The organism is Acidovorax sp. (genome assembly GCF_022763525.1).
GTDB lineage: Bacteria > Pseudomonadota > Gammaproteobacteria > Burkholderiales > Burkholderiaceae_C > Acidovorax.
On sequence record NZ_JALEGG010000130.1, the window covers coordinates 1 to 18,091 of the forward strand.

Annotated in this window: 15 protein-coding genes, 1 other RNA gene and 1 pseudogene; 6 read left to right on the forward strand and 11 right to left on the reverse strand. The window is 66.6% G+C overall.

Annotated features, from left to right (window positions below; genetic code table 11):
* Positions 1 to 230: pseudogene (locus MRY84_RS10115) on the reverse strand (hypothetical protein); the annotation flags it as partial.
* 299 nt (positions 231 to 529) lie between these two features.
* Between MRY84_RS10115 and rnpB the strand changes: the two are divergent.
* Positions 530 to 869, forward strand: an RNA gene (gene rnpB, locus MRY84_RS10120) — RNase P RNA component class A.
* A 109-nt stretch (positions 870 to 978) separates the two neighbouring features.
* Here rnpB and MRY84_RS10125 read toward each other — a convergent pair.
* The 6 genes from MRY84_RS10125 to MRY84_RS10150 form a co-directional block, all read right to left on the reverse strand.
* Complete coding sequence (locus MRY84_RS10125) at positions 979 to 2,214, reverse strand: M48 family metallopeptidase (protein ID WP_291505604.1); 1,236 nt, start codon at positions 2,212 to 2,214, stop codon at positions 979 to 981.
* 192 nt (positions 2,215 to 2,406) lie between these two features.
* Complete coding sequence (locus tag MRY84_RS10130; RefSeq protein ID WP_291505605.1) at positions 2,407 to 3,675, reverse strand: YjgN family protein; 1,269 nt, start codon at positions 3,673 to 3,675, stop codon at positions 2,407 to 2,409.
* Between the two features lie 301 nt (positions 3,676 to 3,976).
* The gene (locus tag MRY84_RS10135; RefSeq protein WP_291505606.1) at positions 3,977 to 4,762 is read right to left on the reverse strand and encodes an rRNA pseudouridine synthase; all 786 of its coding nucleotides are present in this window, start codon (positions 4,760 to 4,762) and stop codon (positions 3,977 to 3,979) included.
* A gap of 171 nt (positions 4,763 to 4,933) precedes the next feature.
* Positions 4,934 to 6,610: an MBL fold metallo-hydrolase gene (locus MRY84_RS10140; RefSeq protein WP_291505607.1), complete on the reverse strand. Its 1,677-nt coding sequence runs from the start codon at positions 6,608 to 6,610 to the stop codon at positions 4,934 to 4,936.
* 63 nt (positions 6,611 to 6,673) lie between these two features.
* On the reverse strand, positions 6,674 to 6,871 hold the full coding sequence (locus MRY84_RS10145) for a hypothetical protein (RefSeq protein WP_291505608.1): 198 nt from the start codon (positions 6,869 to 6,871) through the stop codon (positions 6,674 to 6,676).
* Between the two features lie 138 nt (positions 6,872 to 7,009).
* The gene (locus tag MRY84_RS10150) at positions 7,010 to 7,714 is read right to left on the reverse strand and encodes a glutathione S-transferase N-terminal domain-containing protein (protein WP_291505609.1); all 705 of its coding nucleotides are present in this window, start codon (positions 7,712 to 7,714) and stop codon (positions 7,010 to 7,012) included.
* A gap of 555 nt (positions 7,715 to 8,269) precedes the next feature.
* On the opposite strand from MRY84_RS10150, the gene dapF reads away from it, so the two are divergent.
* The 4 genes from dapF (at position 8,270) to lepB (ending at position 11,928) form a co-directional block, all read left to right on the forward strand.
* Positions 8,270 to 9,163 (forward strand): diaminopimelate epimerase, encoded by an 894-nt coding sequence (gene dapF, locus MRY84_RS10155; RefSeq protein WP_291505610.1) that lies wholly within the window; start codon positions 8,270 to 8,272, stop codon positions 9,161 to 9,163.
* Positions 9,160 to 9,849, forward strand: coding sequence for a DUF484 family protein (locus MRY84_RS10160; RefSeq protein WP_291505611.1), 690 nt, complete (start codon positions 9,160 to 9,162; stop codon positions 9,847 to 9,849). The genes dapF and MRY84_RS10160 overlap by 4 nt, the downstream gene beginning before the upstream one ends.
* Before the next feature lie 209 nt (positions 9,850 to 10,058).
* Positions 10,059 to 11,015 (forward strand): tyrosine recombinase XerC, encoded by a 957-nt coding sequence (locus MRY84_RS10165; RefSeq protein WP_291505612.1) that lies wholly within the window; start codon positions 10,059 to 10,061, stop codon positions 11,013 to 11,015.
* Positions 11,016 to 11,253: 238 nt separating this feature from the next.
* Entirely contained in the window at positions 11,254 to 11,928 is a 675-nt protein-coding gene (gene lepB / locus MRY84_RS10170) for a signal peptidase I (RefSeq protein ID WP_291505613.1), read from the forward strand.
* A 42-nt stretch (positions 11,929 to 11,970) separates the two neighbouring features.
* On the opposite strand, the gene MRY84_RS10175 is transcribed toward lepB, so the two are convergent.
* The 4 genes from MRY84_RS10175 to MRY84_RS10190 form a co-directional block, all read right to left on the reverse strand.
* Positions 11,971 to 13,743: an ATP-binding protein gene (locus MRY84_RS10175; RefSeq protein ID WP_291505614.1), complete on the reverse strand. Its 1,773-nt coding sequence runs from the start codon at positions 13,741 to 13,743 to the stop codon at positions 11,971 to 11,973.
* On the reverse strand, positions 13,740 to 16,244 hold the full coding sequence (locus tag MRY84_RS10180; protein ID WP_291505615.1) for a PAS domain S-box protein: 2,505 nt from the start codon (positions 16,242 to 16,244) through the stop codon (positions 13,740 to 13,742). Before MRY84_RS10180 ends, MRY84_RS10175 begins: the two co-directional genes overlap by 4 nt.
* A gap of 29 nt (positions 16,245 to 16,273) precedes the next feature.
* Positions 16,274 to 17,077 (reverse strand): ABC transporter substrate-binding protein, encoded by an 804-nt coding sequence (locus MRY84_RS10185; protein ID WP_291505616.1) that lies wholly within the window; start codon positions 17,075 to 17,077, stop codon positions 16,274 to 16,276.
* A 168-nt stretch (positions 17,078 to 17,245) separates the two neighbouring features.
* Positions 17,246 to 17,632 carry a response regulator gene (locus MRY84_RS10190; RefSeq protein ID WP_291505617.1) on the reverse strand — a complete coding sequence of 129 codons (387 nt, stop codon included), beginning with the start codon at positions 17,630 to 17,632 and terminating at the stop codon, positions 17,246 to 17,248.
* 72 nt (positions 17,633 to 17,704) lie between these two features.
* Between MRY84_RS10190 and MRY84_RS10195 the strand changes: the two genes are divergently transcribed.
* Positions 17,705 to 18,091: helix-turn-helix domain-containing protein (locus tag MRY84_RS10195; RefSeq protein WP_291505618.1), on the forward strand; the 387-nt coding region annotated here is incomplete at its 3' end.

Below are 18,091 nucleotides of genomic sequence, written 5' to 3' on the forward strand. Positions count from 1 at the left end.
AAGTGCGCACCGATTCCGTCGGTCTTGGCGTGATCCAGATTCATGGTGCTGCTGTCGGTTTGGTGCAGCACGATGGCATCGACCCTGGTCATGGCGCCGTGTTCCAGTGCCGCAACGCGTTTATCGACTACGCGTGGGTCGACGATAAAGCCGTCTTTGATGAGCAAATCTTCATTGACTCCGTGGCCCCCCGGCACTTTTCCCGCATGGGTCGTTGCAGTCACGTTCATTGGCATTCCTCCTGATGTTGCTGTGGTGTCCGAAACAGGGCTCAGTGTCGCCATGGAGGGACCACGGCGCCATATGTGTGATTACCAGTGGGGCGGTGCTTATGGTTTCATCCTGTAAATAGACATTGCACGGCCTGTCACGATCCGGGACCCGCTGTCAATGGCTGCAATGTTTGTGCACGCGAAGCCGGAACGCGACTCAGGCGGGCGCATCCGATGGATTTGGAGGGAAGTGCAGCTGGCGGATGGTGCAGTGCGCAGTGCGCCGCAGCCGGGGGCGATGCGATAATCGCCCGCGTGAAGCACGCTAGACCGTCGCTGGTGCAATCTGGGAAACCAGGCACTGGAGGAACGTCCGGACTGCACAGGACAGCGTAGCAGCTAACGGCTGCCCACCGTGAGGTGAGGATCAGAGCAACAGAGACGAGTCCCGGGGGAGTGCCGCAAGGCAAACCACTGGGGGTGAAACGGGCAATCTCTACGCGCAGCAATACCAAGTAGGCCAGCGTTGATGTGGTTCCGCAGAGCTGGCGGGTAGGTAGCACCGAGCCGTGGTGGCGACACCCGGCCCAGATTAATGGCGGTCACACTGCGGGCAACCGTGGTGCACAGAATCCGGCTTATCGGCGCGCTTCACACTTTATTTCCCATCCCCGGTTTCCCCACCGCAGTTTCCAGCCCCTTCGCGCCTCAAGCTCTGCCGATGGCGGAATCAGCCAGCCTTGCCCAGCAAGGGGCGAGGGCTGGCTCAGTTTTTCGCGCAATGGGGCGCATGCCCCTTTTCCAGCTCGCTGGCTCGCGCCACGGTGTCGGGGTGGCTGCTGAGCAGCGACCACACGGGATGCGAGGCCATCTCTTCGGCCTTCTTGCGCTGGCGCGCGCGTTCGGGGCTGCTGGCGCCGGGCTCGGCCGTGGGAGCTGCTGCCTGGTTCTGGCCTGCTTTCGCTTCTTCTTTCTTCTTGTTTTCTTCTTCTTCCTCTTCGTCGTGCGCAATGGCCAGCAGCAGCTTGCCCATGGGCGCCGTGGGCAGGGCGGTGTGGCGCATGAGGGCGATGGCGTAGCAGTCGGCCTCGCGTTCGTGGCTGCGGCTGTAGGCCAGGCCGGTCAGCACCGAGGCGCCCGTGGACACCACGGCCGACACGTCCCCAAGCGCCAGCCCCAGGCCCATGTTGAGCACGCCTTGCTCCACCACCATGCGGGTGGTGTGGCGGTACACCACGTGGCCGATCTCGTGGGCCAGCACGCCCACCAGGGCATCGTCGGGCAGGCCATTGTCGGCGGCGGCCTTCACGATGCCGTCGGTCATCACGATCTTGCCGCCGGGCAGGGCAAAGGCATTGGCGCCCATGCCCGAGCGAAACTCCAGCGACAGCGGCGGGCGGTAGTTGGGGTAGCGGTGAAAGGTGGTGGGCGTTTGCTGCACCAGGACGTCAAAGCGGGCCTTGAGCTGCGCCTGCCGCTCCTTGGAGAGCTTGCTGGGCTTGAGCGTGCCATCGTCCATCTGGCGCAGCACATTTTCTGCCACGCTGGTTTCCCAGCCCAGGGGCACAAAGCGGGTGAGCTGGGTAGCGGCCCAGGGCGTGCCATAGCGGTAAAACAGGGCGAGGCCGATGACGGCGACGGCCGTCACGCCCAGCAGCACGGGCCAGCGGGTCTGCATGCGCTGGGCCAGGCCCGGGCGCTCGCCCGCAGCCGCCAGGGCGGCGCGCCATTCGGTGACCGCGTCGATCTCCAGGCTGCCGTGGTCGCGCAAATCGACCACCACGCGGGGCTGGGGCTTGCGCTCGTTCCAGGCCTCCGGCCAGCCCACGTCCTTCCAGGCAAAGGCGACCGGCTCGGCGCCCGGCTGCGCGAGTGGGTGCAGCACCAGCGACGGGCCCTGGGGAGTGGGACGCAGGCGCACCATCACCGAGCGGGCTCTGCTGCTCTGGCCGTCGAACCAGCGGGCCGGCACGAGGGACTCAGCGTGGGTGTCGGCATTCATGTCAATCGTCCATCCCGATGTAGGCCTGAGGCCTGTGAAACTGGCGCGGCCCATACCAGTGGCCGCCGCGCAAGGACCGCCAAGCTGCGAATGCAGCGTTGCACTTGCGTGCGCTGGCGGCGTCTCCATTCACGAATGGCATGGCCATTCGAGAGAAGGGGGAAGGCGCGAAGCGCCTCAGGGGGATGCCCTCTATCCAATCAGGTCCAGGCCCGCCGCATCCGCCAATGCATCGCCCAGGCCACCTTGCTGCTGGCGCACCATGGCGCCTGCTACCTGTTCGACGCCGCCCTTGACGTGCAATGTGACGGACTCGCATTTCATGCGGTATTCACTCACCCGTGCAAACGGGCGGTACAGGCCCAGCGTGAGCAGGGTGAGCAGCATGTTCTTGATGCGCAGCCCCACGTAGCTGCCGCTCTTGAGGTGGCATTTGAACCGCGCCACCTGGCTCACGCCGATGTTGTTCCACATCAGCTGGAACATGCGTGCCTCGCGGTAAGCGCGGGCGGGGGCCGACGCGAGGATCAGCATGAAGATGCCCGCGATGATGGACACGATGATGATCACGAACATCCACAGCCCCAGGCGGCTGCTCTGGCTGGCCACCAGGGCGATGGAGCTGCCCGCCAGGATGCCGATCAGTGCCGAGAACCCCACCACGCACAGGATGAACACGGCCACCGTGGCCAGCCACACCTTGACGAAGTCCATGTACACCGGCTTCCAGCGGCCTTTTTCCGCGCCCACCTGGGCCTTGAGCACCAGCAGGCTCTTGTAGTTGTATTCGAGGCGGATGAAGCACAGCACGGTCAGCACCATGCCCAACAGCAGCAAGGCGCCCATGGCCGGGGTGAACGAAGGCATCTTGGGGCGCGCGGCTTCTTCCTCGACTTCCTGCAAGACTTCGGCCAACTCGGGCGAGAGGAGTTGCATGCCAAAGAACACGCCAAACCACACCAGCGCCAGCGCGAACAGGGGCCAGCTCGCGATGTAGACCTCTTTCCAGTTGGCGGTGAACTGCAGCCGCAGGCCGCGCCAGCGCGTGGCGCCCAGCCGAAAGCGCATGGCGCTGCCCCAGATCAGCGGGGAGAGCACGGCGCCGGTCAGCAGCAAGACACCCACCGCGGCATCCTGCCCCGTGTTGGCTGCGATGTTGTAGGCCAGGGTGATGAGCATCAGCAGAACAAAGCCCATCACCATCTTGCGCTGCTGCGCGGTGAATTCGAGCGGGCTGCCCGCAACCAGCGTGTGGCTGTAGAAATACTGCGCCGTGCGGCGCCGCGCCCAGGGGGTGTAGATGCCCAGCGTGATGATGGACAGCAGCACGTTGACGATCCACACCCGGAAGTATTCGCCCCCGCTGCCCGTGAATTCCATCGGGTGCGCGTCGATGTTCTGCGGCATGAACGTGGACACCGGCCCCGCTGCGCCGGCTTGGTCTGATGGAACTTGGCTCATGGACTCCCTCCTGTTTGCCGCGCAGTGTAGCAGCGGTCCTGCAGAAAATCTCATGCCAAATTGTCCTCTGGCGCTTTTCCAACAAGCGCTGGTAGCTATGAATTTGGTAGCTGCGAACTGGCCGCTTGGAAGTTTGAACCCACCATTCGGGACGGGCTTGCCGAAGCTTGGCGACGCGCTTCGACAAGCTCAGCGTGAACGGCTTGGGTTGGGCTGACACCGAACCCGCCGGCAGGGCCGCCAATTGCATTCCATCCCGATCCGCAGCGCCCACTTGCCGCTCGATTCGTGCAGAGGACCCCTAAAACCTCTCCCAGGGCTGCAGATACCGCCACTGCCCTTCGGGTACCTTGGCCAGCGGCACGCGGCCGATGCGGATGCGCTTGATGCCCACCACCGTAAGGCCCACGGCTTCGCACATGGATGGAATCTGCCCCGGCCGGATGCCCTTGAGCGCAAAGCGCAGCTTGGTCTCGCTTTGCCAGCTGACCTTGATGGGCGGCAGCGGGCGGCCGTTGAACGAGAGCCCATGGCACAGGCGCTGCAGGCCGTTCGGTGCAATGTCGCCTTTCACCTCCACGATGCATTCCTGCTCCAGCGACTCGATGTCTTCCGCCAGCTTGCGGGCGATGCGCTTGTCCTGGGTGTAGACCACCAGGCCGCTGGCCTCCGTGGGAAGGGGCGTGAAGCATTCCAGCTGCTTGAAGTGTCGCTGCAGCACGCGGATGCCCGAGGCGTCCTCGGCCAGGTGGGACGCGGCACTCAGCAGCGTGGTGGCGGGCGTCGCGCCCTGGCTGCGGCTGGCGTGGGCGGCTGGCCCGGCGGGCAGGCCCAGGCCGGCTTCAAACCCCGCCGGCTTGTGCAGCAGCAGGGTCACCGGCGTCAGCGCGAGCAGGCTGGCGTCTGGTGCCACCGCCACCGCCTGGTCGGGGCGCACGCGCGCGCCGGGGGCTTCTTCCACGTGTCCGTCCACGCTCACAAAGCCGCCTTCGATGAATTGCTCGGCCGTGCTGCGCGAGCAGTTCAGTTGTTCGGCCACGCGTTTGGCCAGGCGGATGTGGGTGGGGTCGGGATGGTGGTCGGTCATAAAGGAAGGTAAGTATTCGCGGCACGCGAATCGAAGAGGCACCGGCGGGATTGTCGGGGTTGCCTACCCCGCTGGCGCAGCCTTCACGCCAATGCCCCCGTGGAGCCGGCTTCGCCGCGCCACAGGTGGCGTCCTCCAGAGAGGCACGGTGCGCAGCGCGCTCAGGGGGCCTCAATCATTCCCGGGCTGCAGCGAGCGGATGCGCTCCACATGGGCCAGCAGCGAGCGCTGGGCCACCGGCCACATGCGCGGAGGCACATCGTCGTAGGCGTGGCGCACCCAGTCGTCCATGCTGCCGCCTGGCAGCGCCTGCATGGCGGCCAGCACCTTGGCTTCGCGGGCGAGGCGGTGGGCCTTGAGTTTGGCAATCGCGCCAAGCGCATCGCCCAGCACGTAGCCGTGCGCGGGCAGGATGAACTCCACGCCGTGTTCGGCGCACACCGCATCGAGCCGGTCCAGCGAATCGAGGTAGTCGGCCATGTTGCCGTCGGGCGGGTCGATCACCGTGGTGCTGCCGTTCAGGATGTGGTCGCCGCTGAAGAGCAGGGCGTCTTCCACCAGCAGCAGGCAAAGGTGGTTGGCCGCGTGGCCCGGGGTGTAAATGACCTGCAGGGTATGGGTGATTTTGCCGTCTGGCGCTTGTCCAGAAAGCGCCAGCAGCTCATGATTTTGTAGCGACCTGTCTGGCGTGAATGCGCTGGCGGCGCGGGCCGTGGGCGCAGACGGCAGGCCCAGGATGGGCGGCCGGGCCCCGCCCGCCTGCACGCACAGCGCCTGCAGCGGCGCAGCGCCGGGCGCGTGGTCGGCGTGCGAGTGGGTGCACACGATCATGCGGATGTCGCCGCCCGCGGCGCGCCAGAGCTTGTCCAGGTGATCGGCATCGGCCGGGCCGGGGTCGATGGCGATGTAGCCCGTGGCCGGGTCGCCCACCAGGTAGCTGTTGGTGCCCGGCCCTGTCATCACGCCGGGGTTGGGGGCGGTCAGACGCTGCACGTTGCGCAGCAGCGGTACGGGGCGCTCGGTCTGCCAGTCCAGCGGGTGCACGATCTGCCCGTCGGGGCAGACCAGGGCCAGCTCGCCGTAAGGCAGGTCGCCTTCCATGTAGCGCGCCTCCTTGCCGGCCAGGGTGCCCGCGCGTGGGCAGCTGGTCCACAGGGGCTGCTCATCGGCCAGCGCGTCGAACACGGCCTGGGTGGTGGCAAACGTGGCCAGCCGCTGCAGTGTGCGGATGGTCGGGAAGATCATGAAGAACTGCCCCGCCTCGTGCCGCGCGAGCGCGTCGCCGGGCTTTACCCACACGGGCTCGAATTGCTCGGCTTCATCGGCCACGGGCTCCTGGCCCTCGGGCATGCGGGCGACGAGGAAGGGCACGTCGAAGCGGCGCGGCAGGTCGCGGTCGGTGATCCAGTGCGCCAGCATGAACACGCTGTCGGCCGCCAGCCGCAGGCCGCGCGCGGTGCATTGCGCCACCAAAGGCTGGTGGCGGTCGATGGCGGCGATGTCGGTGGCGCCAGCCATGCGGCCATCGGCATGGCGCGCCAGCAGCACGCCCAGCTCTTCAAAGCTCTCGCGGATGGCCGCGATGGCCTGCGTGAGGTGCAGATCGCTTTGCGTGGGGCGCCGGTCGGCCGCAGCATGCGTGGCGGCGTCGGCGTCCAGCGCATCAATGCCACCCCCTGGGAACACGTAGGCGCCCGGCGCAAAGCTGGCCTGGTCCGAGCGGCGTGTCATCAGGACTTCGATGCCACCGTTTCCTTCCCGCGCGTCGCGCAGCAGCAGAACGGTGGCAGCGGGGCGCGTGGCGACGGGTTCGCGGTGGGGGTGCAGCTGTTGGGTGGGGCGGGGCATCGCCGCATTATCCCGGGGGTGGCCGGGTGGCGCTGGTGCCCGGTTGGGCCCGGGCGCCCTCCATCAGCGCGTGGCCCTCAGCTGCTGCAGGCGCTGCAGTACCGCGTCGATGACGGTGCCTGCGCCTTGCAGATCGCAGCTCCACAGCATTTCCAGCAGTTCGATCAGCGCGATGGCGTTGTTTTCCTGCAGGGCCGCCTGGGCCGCAGCCTGAAGATTGCGCGCGCCCAGGTCTTCCAGAACGGTGACGGTCAATCCCATGGGTTGTTCCCGGTGATGAAGAAAGAAACGGGTCCATGGTAGGGGCCGCATCCGCAGGGCGCGGGCCAGGCGCTCTGATCAAAATCAAAGCGGATGGGAAAAACCGCCGGATCAGCGAGGTCAGCCGGCTCTGCGGGGTCAGCCCCGCGCCGGAATCGTCAGCCCCCGCGCCACCGCCGGGCGGGCCACGAAAGCGTCCAGCACCCGTTGCACCTCGGTGAACTGGCCGAAATCCACCAGATCGCCCGCACCATAGAAACCCACGAGGTTGCGCACCCACGGCAGGATGGCGATGTCGGCGATGGTGTATTCGTCGCCCATCACCCAGCGGCGGCCCTGCAGGCGCTGGTTGAGCACGCCCAGCAGCCGTTTCGATTCGCCCACGTAGCGGTCGCGCGGGCGCTTGTCTTCAAAGTCCTTCCCCGCGAACTTGTGAAAGAACCCGAGCTGGCCAAACATGGGGCCGACGCTGCCCATCTGCCACATCAGCCATTGCAGGGTCTCGTAGCGGCCGGCCGTGTCCTGCGGCAGCAGCTGCCCGGCCTTGCTCGCCAGGTAGACCAGGATGGCGCCTGATTCCGACAGCGCCAGCGGCTGGCCGTCCGGACCGTTCGGGTCCAGGATGGCGGGGATCTTGTTGTTGGGATTGAGCGAAAGAAACTCGGGCGACATCTGGTCGTTGTGCTCGAAGCTCACCAAGTGGGGCTCGTAAGGCAGGCCCAGTTCCTCCAGAGCGATCGACACCTTCACGCCGTTGGGCGTGGGGACGGAATAGAGCTGGATGCGGTCCGGGTGCCGTGCGGGCCACTTGCGGGTGATGGCGAAGGCGGAAAGGTCGGTCATGCAGGACTCCTTGCGTTGGTGAAAGGGCGGCCACAGGCGCCAAAAGAACGCAAGCCTAGTTCGCGATGAAAACCGGCGCTGCCCGGGGTGATTGGCGGGCTGGGGCTCCTCTGCACGAATTGCCGAACCGTGTGCATCTGCGGGCTCGGGCGGTCTGCCGCGCAAGCAATACTCGCAATGGCTGCGGCAATTACTGGGTTTTGCGCCTTAGAACGTGTTTACGATCTTTTCGGGGCCGCGTTGGAGTGCAATCGGGATGCGTGGATGCTTCGGATGCGCCGCATGGGCTCGTGCCCATGCAAGCAGCCGGGGTGTCCAATCGCCCGATTTCACTCCAACCCCTCGGGCAAGTGCCTTGCCGGGCGGTCTGCGGCGTTGCGGCGTTTGCCAATAGCCGAGCTATTGGCTGCGCACCGCGCCTTGCGTCCCATCCGGCAAGGTACTTGCGCGGTCCTGAAAAGATCGTAAACACGTTCTTACGGCCCATCCCGATCCGCAGCGCCCATTTGTCCGGCGAGATTCGTGCCGAGGATCCCAACGACGATAATCCGTCGGATGCTGATTCGCTTCACCAAAATGCAAGGCGCGGGCAACGATTTCGTGGTGCTCGACGAAACCCAGGGCCGCCTGGGGCTGTCTGCGGCGCAGTACCGCTTCCTGGCCGACCGCCACTTTGGCGTGGGGGCGGACCAGATCCTCACGGTGCGCGCCCCCACCCCCGAGGCAGCGGCCGACGGCATCGATTTCGAATACGTGATCCACAACGCCGATGGCGGCGAGGTGGAGCAGTGCGGCAACGGCTCCCGCTGTTTTGCGCGGTTTGTTCACGACCGGGGCCTCACAGGCAAGGAGACCATCCGGGTTCAGACGAAAAGCGGCGTGATCGCCCCGCGCTTGACCGCCGATGGCCGCGTGACGGTGGACATGGGGCGGCCCCGGTTCGATCCCGGCCAAGTGCCGTTTGACACCACCGGCCTCAGCCCCGTAGCGCAAGGATCGGGACAAAAATGGCCTCTGGCGCTGGATGGCCAAGCGCTGAAAGCTACTGTTTTGGTAGCGGTTGTCTCGATGGGCAACCCTCATGCCGTGCAGCTGGTGGACAACGTGGACACTGCTCCCGTGGCGGAGGCGGGGCCCTTGATCGAAAGCCATGCGCGTTTTCCGCAGCGCGTGAACGCGGGTTTTCTGCAGATCGTGGACCGCGGCCATGTGCGGCTGCGCGTGTTCGAGCGCGGCGTGGGCGAAACCCTGGCTTGCGGCACGGGGGCCTGTGCGGCTGTCTCTGCGGGCATTCGCCTGGGCCTGCTCGACCATGAGGTGCACGTGGACACGCGCGGCGGCCGCCTCACCATTGCCTGGAGCGGCCAGGAGGCCGACTCCGTTTTCATGACCGGCCCGGCGACCACCGTGTTCGAAGGCCAGATCGACATCCCTGACACCCTCCCATGACCACCCACATCCCTCCCATCACCGAAGACGACATCGCCCAGTTCCTGGCCAACACGCCGGGCTTCTTCGAGCGCCACGCCGAAGTGCTGGCCAGCGTGCAGATCACCAGCCCCCACGGCGCGCGCGCGGTGAGCCTGCAGGAGCGGCAGGCGGAGATGCTGCGCGAGAAGATCAAGGGGCTGGAGCACCGCATCATGGAAATGGTGCGCAACAGCACCGACAACGCGGCCATTGCCCACAAGGTCCACCAGTGGACCAGCAGCCTGCTGCAGGTGCGCGACCCGTTCGACCTGCCCCAGGCCGTGGTCGATGGCGTGCGCACGCTGTTCGACGTGCCCCAGGCGGCGGTGCGGGTGTGGGAAGTGGCCGCGCCCTACATCGATGCCGACTTCACCCAGGGCGTGAGCGAAGACGCGCGTGCGTTCGCCTCGTCGCTGACCATGCCGTTCTGCGGCCCCAACCTGGGCTTCGAACCCGCCGCCTGGCTGGCCCAGGAAGCGGGCGAGCCCGCCCAGTCGCTGGCCCTGCTGCCCCTGCGCCAGGGTGCCATCGACAGCGCCACGCCCGCGTTTGGCCTGCTGGTGCTGGGATCGCACGATCCGCAGCGGTTTGATGCCACCATGGGGACCGATTTCCTGTCGCGCATGGCGGAAATCGCCAGCGCTGCGCTGCTGCGCTTGAAATGACACACTCCCTGAGCGGCTGCGCTGCTTCCCCCCACTCTCGCAGCGCCGCACCTGGGGCGGGGGGACGACGCCAGCGCCTGCAAGCGAAGCGCCTCCTGGGCACGCAAGCGAAGCGCCGCCTGGGCGGCGAGGCGGCCCTTGCGCGCCGTCCGCTCAACGGTGCCGCCCCAGTCGCGTGCGCCGCGCGCCGTTTCTAAGGCCGCAGCGGGATGCCTGAGGCACACCCCGACCCCCACGTCCTGCGCTACCTGGAGCACGTGCGCGTGGAGAAGCGGCTTGCGGCACGCACGCTTGCGCTCTACACGCTGGACCTTGAAAAGCTTGCGCAGTTTTCCGCCGGGGTCAACGTGCCGTTGCTGCAGCTCACGAGCGCCCATATCCGCCGTTTCGTGGCCCAGATGCACAGCGGGGGGCGCAGCGGGCGGGGCATTGCGCTCATCCTCTCGGGCTGGCGGGGATTCTTTGCCTGGGCCGGGCGGCAGGGCCTGGTTCCCCACAACCCCGTGCAGGACGTGCGTGCCCCCAAGGCACCCAAGCCGCTACCCAAGGCACTCCCCGTGGACGACGCGGTACGGCTCGCCGAGTTCGATCAATCTGGCGCCGACCCCTGGCTGGAGGCGCGCGATGCGGCCATGGTCGAGCTGCTCTACGGTTGCGGACTGCGGGTGGGCGAACTCGCGGGGCTCGATGCCCTTCCCAACGCCGACACCCAGCGCCTGGGCCGGGGCTGGGTTGACCTGCAAGCCGGCGAGGCCCACGTGTTCGGCAAGGGCAGCAAGCGCCGCAGTGTGCCGGTGGGTAGCGCGGCCACGGCGGCGTTGCAGGCGTGGCTGGCCTTGCGGGCTGCGCCGTTTGGCGGCGAAGGTTCGGCGCTGCTCGACACGGCGCTGTTCGTGGGCCAGCGCGGCAAGCGGCTCACGGCCCAGTCGATCTGGCTGCGCCTGCGCCAGCGCAGCCAGCAGGCCGGGCTGACCACGCCCGTGCACCCGCACATGCTGCGCCATTCGTTTGCCAGCCATCTGCTGCAAAGCAGCGGCGACCTGCGCGCGGTGCAGGAGCTGCTGGGCCACGCCAACATCACCACGACGCAGGTCTATACGCGCCTTGACTTCCAGCACCTGGCCCAGGTGTATGACGCGGCGCACCCGCGGGCGAGGAAGAGGTAGCCCCCCAGAGCGGCTGCGCCGCTTCCCCTCGACGGGACGCACCCAGCGGCCTGGAAACGCCAGTTCCGCGGGTGCACTGGTGGGGCTGCGCGCGCTGCCAGCGCGGTGGCAAGCGGGCAGTCTGTGGCGCTGAGGAGATCTCTGCAGGTGGCGGCTTTCGCCCCCGTGCGACGGAACCAAGCGGCAAGCATCGCGTCCGAGCAGGGCGCGCCGTTGTCGAGCGCGGGAGCTTGTTGTGATGCTGCTGAAGAAATGGATTCATTCGAACCGTGGGTTCCTCGTGTTTTTGCTGTGCCTGGGCATCTTTCGCACCGCGGTGGCCGACTGGAACCCCATTCCCTCGGGCTCCATGCGGCCCACGTTGCTGGAGGGGGATGTGGTCTTCGTCAACCGCCTGGCCTACGACCTGAAGCTGCCGTTGACCGACGTGGTGGTGGCGCGCCTGGGCGAGCCCGAGCGGGGCGACGTGGTGACCTTTTCGTCGCCGCAGGACGGCAGGCGGCTCATCAAGCGCATCGCGGCGCTGCCGGGTGACACCCTGGAGATGCGCGAAGAGGTGCTTTACCTCAACGGCGAAGCGGCGCGCTACGAGGCGCCCGAGGCTGTGATCGAAACCCTGGCTGAACTGGGTGCCCAGGTGCCCGCCACCCGATGGACCGAGCACCTGGCCGGCCAGGAGCGCCGGGTGCAGTGGCTGCAAGGTGTTTCGGCACGGAGCAGTTTCGGCCCGGTGACCGTGCCCGAGGGGCAGTATCTGGTGCTGGGTGACAACCGGGACAACAGCGCCGACTCGCGCTTCATCGGTTTCGTGCCGCGCCATCTGCTCATTGGCCAGGCGCGGCGCGTGCTGGTGTCGGCCGACATCCTGTCGAACTGGGCACCGCGCCTGGACCGCTTCGGGCACGCGCTCTGACCGGCCTGCTGACGAAAAACGGCGGTGCCAACTCCCTCGCGCTCACGGCTCGGCCATCGTGGGCGAGGTCGAGGTGATTGGGGCTTGTACGGGCAGCGACAACGTGAACGTGGAGCCGTCCCCCGCGCGGGACTCCACCGTCAGGGTGCCGCCCAGCAGCTTGGCCAGCGCGCGCGACAGTGAAAGCCCCAGGCCCGTGCCGCCATGTTCGTAGCTGATGCGTGCGTGTCCCTGGCTGAACTTCTCGAAAATGGCGTCGTGCAAGTGGGCAGGTATGCCAGGTCCGCTGTCTGACACCTGAAAGAGCACCGCCCGCTCATCGGGGCTCATCGCCACCTCCAGGCGCACGGCGCCGGAGGGCGTGAACTTGATGGCGTTGGACAGCAGGTTGTTGAGGATCTGCTTGAGCTTGAGACCGTCCGTGACCAGGCGCTGAGGCACGGCCGGAGCCGTGGTGGCGTCGAGCGCCAGCGACTTGGCCAGGGCGCTGACGCGAAAGAGTTCGATCACGTCCTGCACCAGGCCCTGCAGATCCACCGGCTCGAAATGTGCCGGCATCGCACCGGCCTCGATGCGGGCCAGGTCCAGGATTTCGGTGAGCAAGGCGTTGAGGTGTTCGGCTCCATGGCGGATGTAGCTGGCCTGCTCGCGGGTCTGCGCGTCCTTGCTGCGCAGCTCCATCAGTTCGGCGAAGCCGCGAATGCTGGTCAGAGGGGTGCGCAACTCGTGCGACATTGCCGCGAGAAACTCGCTTTTGGCCTGGTTGGCGTGCTGGGCTTTGGCCTCGCTGTGCTGCAGCGCCGCGTGGCTGACGGCCAGCCGGCGGATGCTGCCCAGGAACACTGCCACGAAAGCGATCACGGCAATGCTCAGCAGCACCGTCAGCCAGAAGATGGTGTTGCGTGTGGTGCGCCATGGCGCGAAAGCCTGCTCTTCCGAGGTTCCGCTGAGAACCACCAGCGGGTAGCCACCCACGCGGCTGAAACCGATGATGCGCGATAGGCCATCGGCGGATGCGCTGAGTACCGCGCCACTTTCCTGATCCTGCACGGTTTGCAGGAGTGCCGTGGGCAGCGGCTTGTCGGCCTCCAGGGGGGCGCCACCCCTGACGCGCACCCGCAGGGTTCCGTCCAGGCCCGCCAGGACGACCCCGCCTTCGCTGCCCAGTTCCACATGGCGGTAGACCTCGGCGAAATGGCCCGGGTTGAGCGAGGCGACCACCACGCCCAGGGTGGCGCCATTGCTCCCAACGATCTTGCGCGACAGCTGAATGCTGGCGACGCCAGACACCTTGCCGACGATGGCCTTGCTGATGAAGAGGCCGTTGTGCAGCATGCCCCTGGCCGCTGGCCCCGCAGTATCGGGCTGCAGATGGACGCGGATGTGATCGCGGTCCATCAGGTTCACATGGTTGCTGCGGGAGCCGTCCGGGTCGAGGTTGCTGCCCTGGAAGCGCCCATCGGGACCGATGAGCGAGAGTTGCGTCAGAACATGGGGCACCATGCCGGTTTCGTTGGCGATGGCGATGAGGTCGCCGCCTTCCACCGGCCCATCTTTGGCGGTGTTCTCGAGTCGCCCCATGGCCTGATCCACGGTGTCCAGGATGCGAAGGGTGTGTGCCTTCAGGGCCACGGCGATGTTGGCGTTCTGGCGCATCTCCGCGCCCAGAGTCTCCTTCCACTGCCAGTTCAGCATGGTCGCCATGGTGGCCCAGGCACCCAGCAGCACCAGGGCGCTGAACACGCAGGCCACGATGAAGTAGGTGAGCGCCGGGTCGCGGCGCCACCGGGACGGGGGCAGCAAGTGCTTGATCATGCAAGGGGCGCCGGCATCGTGTCGGTGTATTCGGCGGTCAGCAGCATGATATGGAATATTGCGCCCCCATCGGGTGCGTTCGTGGCGTGGATGCTCCCGCCATGGGCGGCGATGATCTTGCGGCAGATGGCCAAGCCCAGGCCCGTGCCGCCCGAACCGTCGCGTGTCTTGCTCGACTGGACAAACGGCTGGAACACCGTCTCCAGCTCAGCTGCGGGAATGCCCGGCCCTTGATCGCGCACCTGGATCTGGATGCTGTGGTCGTGCGAGGCCTGGGCCGCCACTTCGATGATGCTGTCTTCGGGCGAGAACTTCACGGCGTTGCCCAGCACGTTGCGCACTACCTGCTGGAAGCGCGTCGGATCGACCTTGGCGATCAACGGTACGCGGCCCAGGCGCAGGTTCAAGCTCAGGCGCTTGCCGCTCAGCATGGGTGCCATCTCGCCCGCCACGTGCTCGATCAGTTCGCGCACGTCGGCGCGGTCGAAATGGAAAGTCCCCACCGTGCTTTCGATTTTGGCGATGTCGAGCAGGTCATTGACCAGCACCAGCATGCGCTGGCCCGCATCGTGGATCTCCGCGAACATGGACGCGAACCGGTCCTGGTGGCGTCCGCGTTCTGCTCCCAGCTCGGAAAAGCCCAGGATGGACTGCAAGGGCGTTCGCAGTTCGTGGCTGATGTTGGCCACGAATTCCGCCTGGGAGCGCGAGGCTTCCTCGGCCAGGTCGCGCGCGGCCAGGAACTCGGTGATGTCCATCTTGGCCACCAGGATGCCCGCCGGCGGACCCTGCCGGGAGGGGACGAGGACCTTGGTGATCTGCACGTCGCGCCAGCGCCCGTCCGCTCCCCGGACGTGTTCCTGGTAACGCAGGCGCCCGCCATCGCTGAGCACTTGCTCATCGTGCGCGCTGTACGCCCGCGCTTCTTCGTGTGGCAGAACCTCGGCGGCGCGCTTTCCCAGGACTTCGGTGCGGGAAAGCCCCAAGAATGCCTCCCATGCCTGGTTGACCGAAAGGTAGCGGCCCTGCGGGTCCGTCATGCAGATGGGCAGCGGACTGCATTCGAAGATCTGCCCCGTGAAGGCAAGCTGCTCCTGTAGGCGCTGTTGCGCCGCCAGCAGGGCGGTGACATCCACAGCGCTGCCGGCGAAACCCCGCAGCCTGCCGGAGCGGTCGCGCAAGGGAACCACGGAAATATCGAGCGCATGCGTCTCGCCGGTGGGGCCGCAGAAGTGCGCCTGGGCCATGCGGATGCCCGAAGGGTCCTTCGGATCGAACAACGCGCCCACGCGGTCGCGGAATTCAGGGTGCACCACATCCCACAGATGCTGCCCTTGCGCCATTTCAGCGGGTTGGGCGGTCATGGCCTGCCAGCGGGGGTTGGCGAAGCGTATCGCGCCTTGCGCATCGGTGCGGAAGATCAGCTCCTGCACACTCCTGAACAACACGGAAAGCTCTTGCTCCCGCCGGGCGGTTTCTTGCTGGGCTTCGTCGCGTTCGCGCTGTGCGGCTTCGCGAGCGCGGGCGTTGCGCCATGCCACACGGGTGAGAAAACCGATCACTGTCAGCGCCACGGCCATGAACAGCAGCGGACCTCGCAAGGATCCCAGCCACTGTGCGGTGGTGGCCTCGTAAGGCTGCTCCACCAGGACCAGCATGGGATGGGTGGCGGACCGGCGCCACGCGCCGAGGCTGCGCGAAGGAGTCGAAGCTGTGGCCTGCAGAGGCCCGTGCGTCCCCCGATGTCCGGGCTGCAAGCCCTGGAACAACGGTTGCGTTCCCAGGCTGCTGCCCGGGGGCAGGTCCGGGTTGCCGACCTGGCTCAGCAGGGAGCCGTTGTCCAGCGCCAGCAGCACTTGCGTGCCAGGTGCGGCGGCCTCCAACAGCCGCTGCTGGTAGGTCGCCAGGGCATCAGGATTGATTTGCGCCACCAGCGCGACCGGGACGCCTGCCGAGACCCGAACCAGGCGGGCCATCGGGATAAAGCCCAGGGCAGGGGGCGCCGTGCTGTGGCGGGCGTCATGGGTCAGCGTGCGACCCGGCGCCCAGGGGCCGATGGTGGCGCGCTCTTCGGTCAGGGAGGTCAACTGCAGTTGCTGCAGGTCAATCTGCCCGCTGCGGTCTGCGGGCGCTGTGGATGCCAGCACCTGGCCTTGCAGGCTCACGACGGCCATGCTGCGCAGGAACGGAAGGCCCTGCAGGAGCATTGACTGCTGCTCTTGAAGCTGTGCGGCTGTCCGGTCGCCAGTTGCCACGCTCTTGGCCAAGCTATCCAGGGCCAGCTTGGCGTTGTCAAACACCTGTGTGCTTTGGGCCTCCATGACGGTGGCCAGCAAATCGAGCTGGCGCCGGTCCTGCGCCTCGGCGCTGCGCAGCTCAAGCCACATGAGGGCTGCCGTGCCGACGAGCACGCTCAGCGTGAGGGCCAGACCGCCAGCCAGCACTCGGTAGCTTGCGATGCGGGAGAAACGGCGCCGGGCCGTGGAAATGATTTGCTTCATGGAGTCTTGGAGGCTCTTTGAACACGTTCTTAGGGCAGCAGGAGCTTCTCCAGCCCATGACGGCGCGCCGCGGCATCCAGCCGGCCATCTCGCCGGATGCGTTCGACAAAGCCATTGAGCGTGGCTTGCCACTGGGCGTCGCCCGGCTTGCTGGGGTAGGCGTAGGGCAGCACATGAAAGGGCTTGGCAGGTCCTAGCAACGCAGCCCAGTCGGTGTTTTCGGTCAAGGCGTGGCCGTAGGGGTAGTCCACCATGAACACGTCCACCCGGCCCGCCAGGAGCTCTCGCTCCCGCGTCTGCGGGAGCTGGATCGAGACCAGCCCCGCCCGACGCAGGCGTTGCCGCATCACGGGCTCCATGAAAGTGCCCGCCTGCACGCCCACCAGCACGCCCGGCTGGTCGATGTCGTCCCATTGCCGCACAACCCGGCTGCTTCGGGTCGTTACCGCGTAAATGTCGCTTTGCAGATAGGGCGCCGAAAACTGCAGCCGTTCCGTGCGTTGCGGCAGCATGGCCACACCGAACATGGCCACGTCGCACGCATCGGTGAGCAGGTCGGACACCAGGGCCACGAAGGACGAGTCGACGAACCGCAGCTTGACGTGCAGGTCGCTCGCCAGCGCTGTGGCCAGGTCAATGTCCAGCCCGCTCAGCCGGCCGGAACGTGGGTCCCGAAATGTGATGCCCTGGTAGGCGGGCCAGATGCAGACCTTGAGCTCCCCCTCTGCGAGAACGCGGTTTTGAACCTCGCCTGCGCCGGCAGGAATGCACCCCATGGCGCCCATGAAAAGGGCCATTGCGGCGGCCCATCGTTGGAAGATGCTCGCTGTCATGGCGCGACCTCCCTGCTCGTTAGAAAAAGGCCATACGCACCGCGGTCACGCGGTCGCGCAGGGCCAGGATGTCCCGCGCGGTGGTGCGCAAAGCAGTTCACAGCAGTCGGCTGGAATGCTTGTGCTGGTTGCTTCATCAGCGTCTCGACCGCCTGTGGATTGCCTGGCTCATGGTGCTTCCATGAAGGTCGTGCCCAGGCTGTTGATAGTCTCGATCAGCTTCAACGGGCTGAAGGGCTTGAGCAAGTACGCATCGGCACCGGCCAGCATGCCCGCTTCGATGTCCTGGCTTTGCCCGCGCGCGGTCAGCAGCACCACCCAGGGGCTGCCCAGCGCGGGGGTGCTTTTGACCAGACGGCAAAGCGCCAGACCGTCCATGCTGCCCGGCATCATGATGTCCAGCAGCAGCAGTTGGGGGCGCAAGCGTTCGACTGCGGCCAGCCCTTCGTCAGCGTTAGTGACCTCGTGGATTTCATGGTCCTCGAATTCCAGCGTCATGCGGATCAGCCGCCGGATGTCGGCGTGGTCTTCAACAATCAAGATGCGTTGGCTCATGATGCGAATCTTATGTGCGAATGTATCAATTTTATCATAAAAACGGTTTTGTGAACTGATAAAATCTCGCGCATGGACACCAGCGAAATGGCTTCGTTGCCGGAGGATTGCAGTACGCGCGATGTGGCGCGGGTGCTGGGGATGGCCGTGCGGTCTGTCCAGCTGATGGTGGACCGGGGGGAACTCGAGGCGTGGAAGACCCCCGGGGGGCATCGGCGCATTGCGAAGGCCTCGGTCGAGCAATGGCTGGCGCGGCGGCAAGGGGGGGCGTCATCGCCGTCCCCGCTGCCGGGACCGGAGATCGCGGCGGCCGTGTCAGCGGATTCGCCCCGCGCCGAACGGGGCGGAGGCCACGCGGAGTCGGCTGCAGCCGCCCCGCAGCGCGTGCTGCTGATCGAGGACTCCACGCACTTTCAGACCCTGGTCAAGCTGCTGATGGCGCACCACTTCCCAAGCGTC